Annotated in this window: 6 protein-coding genes; 5 read left to right on the forward strand and 1 reads right to left on the reverse strand. The window is 40.9% G+C overall.

What is annotated here, in order from left to right:
• On the reverse strand, positions 1-650 hold a 650-nt coding region (locus Q0A12_RS06770; protein WP_291291901.1), incomplete at its 3' end, for an SDR family NAD(P)-dependent oxidoreductase.
• Positions 651-869: 219 nt separating this feature from the next.
• Here Q0A12_RS06770 and Q0A12_RS06775 point away from each other — a divergent pair.
• The 5 genes from Q0A12_RS06775 to Q0A12_RS06795 form a co-directional block, all read left to right on the forward strand.
• Complete coding sequence (locus Q0A12_RS06775) at positions 870-3,632, forward strand: helicase C-terminal domain-containing protein (RefSeq protein ID WP_291291902.1); 2,763 nt, start codon at positions 870-872, stop codon at positions 3,630-3,632.
• 53 nt (positions 3,633-3,685) lie between these two features.
• Entirely contained in the window at positions 3,686-4,186 is a 501-nt protein-coding gene (locus Q0A12_RS06780; protein WP_291291903.1) for a DUF5590 domain-containing protein, read from the forward strand.
• A gap of 21 nt (positions 4,187-4,207) precedes the next feature.
• The gene (locus Q0A12_RS06785; protein ID WP_291291904.1) at positions 4,208-5,401 is read left to right on the forward strand and encodes a pyridoxal phosphate-dependent aminotransferase; all 1,194 of its coding nucleotides are present in this window, start codon (positions 4,208-4,210) and stop codon (positions 5,399-5,401) included.
• A gap of 41 nt (positions 5,402-5,442) precedes the next feature.
• On the forward strand, positions 5,443-6,741 hold the full coding sequence (gene asnS, locus Q0A12_RS06790) for an asparagine--tRNA ligase (RefSeq protein WP_291291905.1): 1,299 nt from the start codon (positions 5,443-5,445) through the stop codon (positions 6,739-6,741).
• Between the two features lie 221 nt (positions 6,742-6,962).
• A partial coding sequence (locus Q0A12_RS06795; protein WP_291291906.1) for a CDP-glycerol glycerophosphotransferase family protein occupies positions 6,963-7,833 on the forward strand: 871 nt, incomplete at its 3' end.

Below are 7,833 nucleotides of genomic sequence, written 5' to 3' on the forward strand. Positions count from 1 at the left end.
AATGGCCGCTCACGTTCTGGAAAAACTATTGGTATCTTGATTTTCTCAATGGCTTCTTCGATGGCTGTATTTTCTCCGATATTGGTTGAAATCGCTCCAGGACAAATCGCATTGACGCGAATATTGTAGCCGGAAAGCTCCAGTGCAGCCATTTTCATGAAAGCGACTTGCCCAGCTTTGGAGGTACTGTAGGCAGTGGCACCAAAATTTTTGAAAATTCGGTTGCCATTGACTGAACTTGTGATCACGATACTGCCGCCGTTGACTTTTAAAAAAGGGATAGCTGCTTTGACCGTGACAAAGGTGCTGCGGAGATTGGTAGAGATAGTCCTGTCCCAGTCCTCCAGCGAAAGTTCTTCAATCGTTGTCCAGGTCCCGTTGATTCCAGCATTAACATGCAGAATATCGATCCCCGCCAACTCCTGGGCCAATTCGGTGACTGCTTGCAAAAGTTCTTCTCCTTTAGAGACATCAACCACTCGATAAATCGCTTGCCCTTTAGTGCCTGCTACAAACGCGTTCAATTCTTTTTCGTCAATATCCAAAAGCCCCACCGTTGCCCCTTGGTCCAAAAACTGTTGCGCAACGGCTTTGCCGATCCCAGAAGCTGCACCCGTCACAATAACCTTTTTATTTTCAAATCGCTTCATTTAAACGCCTCCTTCATTAAATTATAAAAAAGTTCCTGTCCTTTGTCGAAAGATACGGATGGCACTTTGATGGTAGAACCAAGAGCATCAGCGAGGGACTCTCGCCAACATATTTTTTTCGTCTTCCTGTCTTTTAGAGGGAGTAGTTATTGGCTAAAACAGATGTAAGGGGCATTGGTTTTGTAGTATAATGCAAGAAGTGCGTAAGGAGGAAGCAAAATGAAACCCATATACGCTGTGGTCGACCTTGAAACAACAGGCACCGACCCTGCCCTTGATCGGATCATCCAATTTGGATGCGTGCTGATCCAAGACGGTAAAGTCATTAATCGATTTGCGACAGATATCAATCCGGATCGCAAAATTTCAAAACAAATTCAAAATTTGACTCATATAACCAATCAACAAGTAAAAAAAGCGCCGTATTTTGAAGACGTTGCGCATACCATTTACAATTTACTGACCCAAACCATCTTTGTGGCTCATAATATTTATTTTGACTACCATTTCTTGAACCAAGAATTGATTCGGTGCGGTATGCCTCCCCTCGATATTCCGGGAATCGACACGGTAGAACTGGCCCAAGTGTTTTTACCGACTGAAAGTAGTTTTCGTTTAGGAGATCTGGCTGAAAGTATCGGATTCGTGCATGAGAATCCCCATCAAGCGGATAGTGACGCGGAAGTAACAGCGGCATTGCTGCTATACATTGAGTCGATCATGCGTGAACTGCCATGGGCGACTTTAAAGCAAATCGCTCAGTTAAGCGGACAAATGGGGAAGCAGACTAGTCAATATATTCAGCGGATCGTCAATGAGCAAGACAAACGGCCGCTTCCTGAACAATTGGAAGAAGTCGATGGATTGGTTTTGCGAAAAAAAAGTGTGCCGCTATTTGAGGCCAGCTATTTTCGCAGCGAATATCCGAAAGTTAAAGCGGATAAACTCAAATGTTTTGACGGCCGACTCAGTTATCGAAAACAACAAGCGCGATTGATGAATGCCGTTTATGAACACTTTTCTCATGAAGAAAAAAATTTAATCATTGAAGCAGAAACCGGTATGGGAAAAACCATCGGTTATCTGTTTCCGGCCAGCTATTTGGCGACGCCGGAAAATCCATTGATCGTCAGCACCACGTCGATTTTGCTGCAAAATCAGATATTGGCCAAAGATATTCCGTTGGTCAATCAAGTGCTGGACCAACCCTTACAAGCAACTGTCGTCAAGAGCCATCAACACTACATTGATCTCCAGCGGTTTAAAGCAACATTGGATCAACCGCTTGAACAAAAACAGTATGCTCAATACCAGATGGCGCTTTTAGTTTGGCTGACCAAAACAGAGACCGGTGATTTGGATGAATTGAACCTTGTTCGTTTGGACCATCCGCTCTTTCTGGAGATTCGTCACCGAGGGGTGGATTTCTTAGCAAAAAATCAGCCTTTTTATGAAGAGGATTTTGTGCGTCATCTGTACAAAAAGATGGCACAGAGCAACGTCTTGATCATCAACCATGCATTTTTGATGCAGGAAAATCGGCGACAAAACCCATTATTGCCCAAAAGTGATTTTCTATTGATCGATGAAGTTCAGCATTTGCCGGAGATTGCCGAAAGGTACTCCCAGCATTTGTTTGATTCTCAGCAGTTTAAACGCCAATTTTTACAGTTGAATGAAGATGGTTTATTTGAAGAAATCAGACAACTCGTCGCTGAAGAATTCGATCTTTCTCACTTATTTTCATTGTACATTGATGCCATCAAACTGATTATCGATACGCTAGAAGCCTATTTTGAAACATTGGCCATCGCTGGGGAAGAACTGACGCTGGTTCAACGAAAGGATCTTTATGATGGCAGTTTACAGCAAGACCGTCTCCATCAAAAAATCCAACTGTATTACAAAGAAATATTAGAGATCCAACAGCGACTGCAATCCGCATTGATGGCAACTGAAGAGCGACGACTGGCTCGTGAACGCATTCTGATCGCTCGTCTTTTTGATTATTTCCATGAGATAGATGTTCAAGCGCAGACAGTACAGTCGTGGTTAATGAACTGGCAACCTCGCTATGTCCATTGGATCAAGAAAAAAGCCGGAGCAGCTGCAGCAGTCATCGAAGTGGCAGATTTACAGGGCAATCAGATCATCGATAGCAAATGGTATTCGCGCTACAAACATATCCTGTACTTAGGCGGTACACTGAAAATTCCTGGTAACAAATCCTATTTTGCTCATCGATTAGGGATTCCTGAAGTCACTGTCAAAACGATTCCAGCATTTTACGATTATGAAAAGCAAGCGCGTCTTTATATTGTTAAACAAGGAATTTCGATTCAGCAAGCAAACAGTGAGGAGTATGCCCAGTTTTTAGCGGATGCATTAGCGCCATTACTATTTGAAAATTTACAGCCAACTCTCGTTTTGTTTACCGCCCATGACACATTAAAGCGGGTCTACAATAAATTGCATAAAAAAGCATTGGAACAAGGACGAGAACTGGTGGCTCAAGGTACTGGGGGCAGTCGTGAGAAAATCATCAAGCGTTTTTTACTAGCAGAAAATGGGATTCTTTTTGGTACGGATAGTTTTTGGGAAGGCATCGATTTACCTGGTCAAGCACTTAAAATCGCTGTGGTGACTCGCTTGCCCTTTGAGAACCCCAAACGTCCACTCGTTCAAGCGCGCCAAGCGTATTTAGCTTCAGAAGGCATCGATTCCTTTAAAGAAGATGCTTTGCCCAAAGCGATTATTCGAATGCGTCAGGCTTTGGGGCGTTTGATTCGTTCAGAAAATGATCAAGGCGTGATGGTGGTTCTAGATCGTCGAATCCTGTCTACCAAATATGGTAAACGAATACTCAAGGGCTTGCCCAAACACCTGCCTGTTAAGGAAGCAACGCCACAGGAAATGACTGAAGACATCCGGGATTTTTTTGATTCTAAAGCAGAAGAAACACCAAAAAAACATTTTTCTTAAAAGAGAGCTGAAATCTGCTATAATAGAGCATATTATTTTATGGAGGATAACGAGTGAAAACGAAAGATAAAGAACAACGCCGCGTGATGATATTACTTGGAGCGATCGTTTTTTTACTGGTCGTTATCATTTTTTCATCGATTTTTTACATCCGTTCGACACGTCCAATGCGACAAGCACGTAATGAAGCAATCGAAATTGCGCAAAAGTACACCGATTTGAAGGAAGTTGATCAGTTTTATTGGTTCAATCGTCAATCCTCTTCATTTAGTTTGATTGGCAAAGACGATAAAGAAAACAAAATCGTCGTTATTATTCCTAAAAGCGGTGAAAAAGTGTCCGTTTTTAACCAGTCAGATGGACTGACGGAAGAAGCTGCGCGCCAACAAATTGCCGATAAGCATCCAGAAGAAACCATCCAAAAAGCTACCTTAGGTTTATATAAAGATCAAGCAGCTTGGGAAATCATGACGAAAGATGCTGCTGGTGAACTTCATTATTATTTGCTAAGTTTTAAAGACGGCAAAGAAATCAATGCCATCAATAATATTTGATTTAGAGAAAGGATGGTTGACATGACACTTTCCAAACGAGCGCATCAAGTAGAGCCCTCAGTAACATTGGCTACAGCTGCCAAAGCCAAGGCTTTAAAGGCACAAGGTGTTGATGTATTGAGTCTTACAGTAGGAGAACCAGATTTCATCACCCCCGAAAATATTCGGCAAGCAGCGATCCAAGCCATTGAAAATGGGAAAGCAAGTTTTTATACACCAACAGCAGGTATTCCAGAATTAAGAGAAGCCATCCTGCGTTATTTACAGGAATTTTACGGAGTAACCTATGAGACCAAGCAAGTGATTGTGACTGATGGCGCTAAATTTGCTCTTTATGCGTTGTTCCAAGCAGTGATTGATCCAGCAGATGAGGTGATCATCCCAGTCCCTTATTGGGTCAGCTATGCAGAACAAGTCAAACTTGCTGGCGGACATCCCGTCTTTGTGGAAGCATCAGAAACAGAACAATTCAAAGTAACGGTTTCTCAGCTGGAAGCAGCCAGAACTGAGAAAACAAAGGCGATCATTTTGAATTCCCCATCTAATCCAACGGGCGCAATTTATTCAAAAGATGAATTGTTGGCAATTGGAGAATGGGCAGTTGCTCATAATATTTTGATTGTTTCTGATGATATTTATGGCCGACTGGTTTACAACGGTCATACCTTTACACCTATGGCTAGTCTGTCTAAGGCTATTCGCAAGCAAACGATTATTATTAATGGTGTTTCAAAAACCTATGCGATGACTGGTTGGCGAATCGGCTTTGCTGTAGGGGATCCCAAGATCATTCAAGCGATGACGGATATTGCTTCCCAAGCAACCAGCAATCCGACAGCGGTCAGTCAATACGCTGCGGTAGAGGCATTGTCAGGAAATCAGGATTCCATTGAAATCATGCGTCAGCAATTTGAAGAACGCTTAAATCGAATTTATCCGATCATTGCAGCGATCCCAGGTTTTCGCTTAGTGAAACCCCAAGGTGCCTTTTATCTTTTTCCAAATGTAAGAGAAGCAATGACAATGTGCGGATATGAAGATATCAATGATTTTGTGGAAGCTATTTTGGAAGAAACCGGCGTAGCAGTAGTTACCGGTGCTGGATTCGGTGCACCAGATAATTTACGAATCAGTTATGCTACTGATTGGGCAACTTTAGAAGAAGCTGCAAAACGTTTGCAGGATTTTGTTGAAAAGAAAAGCCGAAAAGCTTAAAATGCTTATGGAACCCTTATTATCAGATTGGAGAGAAACTCGTGGAATCTATTCAAATTTTAGATGCAAAAAAACATGTTGGCGAGACAGTACAGATTGGTGCTTGGGTCGCGAACAAACGATCAAGCGGAAAAATTGCCTTTTTGCAATTGCGTGATGGAACAGCGTATTTCCAAGGCATCGTTGTAAAAAATGAAGTAGGCGAAGAAGTCTTTCAGCTTGCCAAAAACTTAAATCAAGAAACTGCCGTGCGAATAACTGGTGAAATTCGTGAAGATAGCCGTTCAAAATTTGGCTACGAAATCGGCATCAGCGGTATTGAAGTCGTCGGTGAAAGCCATGAATACCCAATCACACCGAAAGAACACGGAACTGATTTCTTGATGGATCATCGCCATTTATGGTTGCGCTCTTCAAGACAACACGCAATCATGCAAATTCGTAACGAAGTAATTCGTGCTACCTACGAATTTTTCAACAATAACGGCTTTATCAAAGTAGATCCACCAATTTTGACTGGATCTGCACCAGAAGGAACGACCGATCTTTTTGAAACCAATTATTTTGATCAAAAAGCGTATTTATCTCAATCTGGTCAATTATACATGGAAGCGGCAGCGATGGCATTTGGCAAAGTCTTTTCATTCGGACCTACTTTCCGGGCAGAAAAATCAAAAACCCGTCGTCACCTAATCGAATTTTGGATGATCGAACCGGAAATGGCTTTCATGCATCAAGAAGAAAGCTTGGAAGTCCAAGAACAATATGTTGCTTTCCTTGTCCAAAGCGTTTTGGATAACTGCGACTATGCGTTGGACGTTTTAGGCAGAGACCGTGCAATCCTTGAAAAATATACAAAATTGCCTTTCCCTCGTATTTCCTATGACGATGCTGTAGAACTATTGCAAAAAAATGGCTTTGACGATATTCAATGGGGAGATGATTTTGGTTCACCACACGAAACCTTTATCGCCAACTCATTTGATCAACCAGTCTTTATTCTTAACTATCCGAAAGCCATCAAGCCATTCTATATGAAACCACATCCAACAAGAGACGATGTAGTGATCTGTGCAGATATGATCGCTCCAGAAGGCTATGGTGAAATCATTGGTGGTTCTGAACGGGCAACAGACTATGAGTTCTTGTTAGAACAAATCCGCAACCATGGATTAGATGAAAATGAATACTCATGGTATTTAGATTTACGCAAATATGGTTCCGTGCCACATACCGGTTTTGGACTAGGGCTAGAGCGAACAGTTACCTGGTTATCAGGCATTGAACACGTTCGAGAAGCCATTCCATTCCCACGCTTGTTGAACCGTATTTATCCATAGAGGGATAGAGAAAACCAGCTTCTAAGTAAGAAGCTGGTTTTTTTGGTGAGATTACCCAGTGAACTTTGGCGAAAGATTGAGAAAATGCTCTTTTTTTAAACAGTGAAGCTGACTATTTTTGCATGATCATTTGTTGAAATATAACGGTTTTGTTACATTTATTTTCTTTTTACTTAATATCGGTTAAAATAAGAACTAATGTAAATAAATAGAGGTTATTTATGATTAAACAAATTTTAATTTCGTTTTCGAAAACAGTTTACTTATCCTTAGTCCATTTTTTTTCGATGAGGAGACGACCTAAGAATAAAAAAATCGTCTTTTTGCTTAGCTTTCCCTCAACAAGTACCTACGTTGTAGATGCTTTAGTCAAGAAATACAATAATCGCTTAATTATTTGTTACACTAATAATGCCCAAGAAATAGCTGACGGATATAAAGAAAAGGGGATCGACTGCTATCCCCTGCAGTCTTTTTATACCCTATGTACTAAAATCATACCGATAATCAAAATGTCGCAAATGATTTTATGTGATAATTATTTCGCCTTTCTGGGGGGAATATCATTTGATGAACAAACACAAGTTGTTCAAATATGGCATGCAAATGGGGCAATCAAAAAGTTTGGCTTGCAAGCTCAATATGCTAAGAAAGCAACTGCTAAGGATCAACAACGTTATCAAAAAGTATATGATACGTTTACGCATTTTGTCGTAAGTTCTCCGGAAATGGCTAAAATTTTTGCTGAGAGTTACAATATTGATCCTATTTTCTTAAAATTTGGTTATCCCATGACGGATTATTATTTCAATCGAGACGAGAAAAAAGTTCTTAGAGAAAAGACTATTTTATCAAAAGGAACAAATAAAAAGATTGCTCTCTATGTCCCAACCTATAGAGAAAATGATTATGAGCTTCCACTGGACTTCCATCAAGTTGAAAAACAAATTGGCGATGAATGGGTATTTTATGTCCATGCTCATCCCCATGATAAAAAATTAAAGAGCCTGGCTAAAAAATATCCATCTTATTTTGTTGACGGAACACAACACGATTTAAAGGATTTAATCGCTGTTGCGGATTGTCTAATCA

The organism is Enterococcus sp. (assembly GCF_022711995.1).
Lineage (GTDB): Bacteria > Bacillota > Bacilli > Lactobacillales > Enterococcaceae > Enterococcus_D.

Bases quoted from the DNA above. Each gene is read 5' to 3' on its own strand.
- Q0A12_RS06775 (WP_291291902.1), top strand. From the start codon at position 870: ATGAAACCCATATACGCTGTGGTCGACCTTGAAACAACAGGCACCGAC.
- Q0A12_RS06785 (WP_291291904.1), top strand. From the start codon at position 4,208: ATGACACTTTCCAAACGAGCGCATCAAGTAGAGCCCTCAGTAACATTG.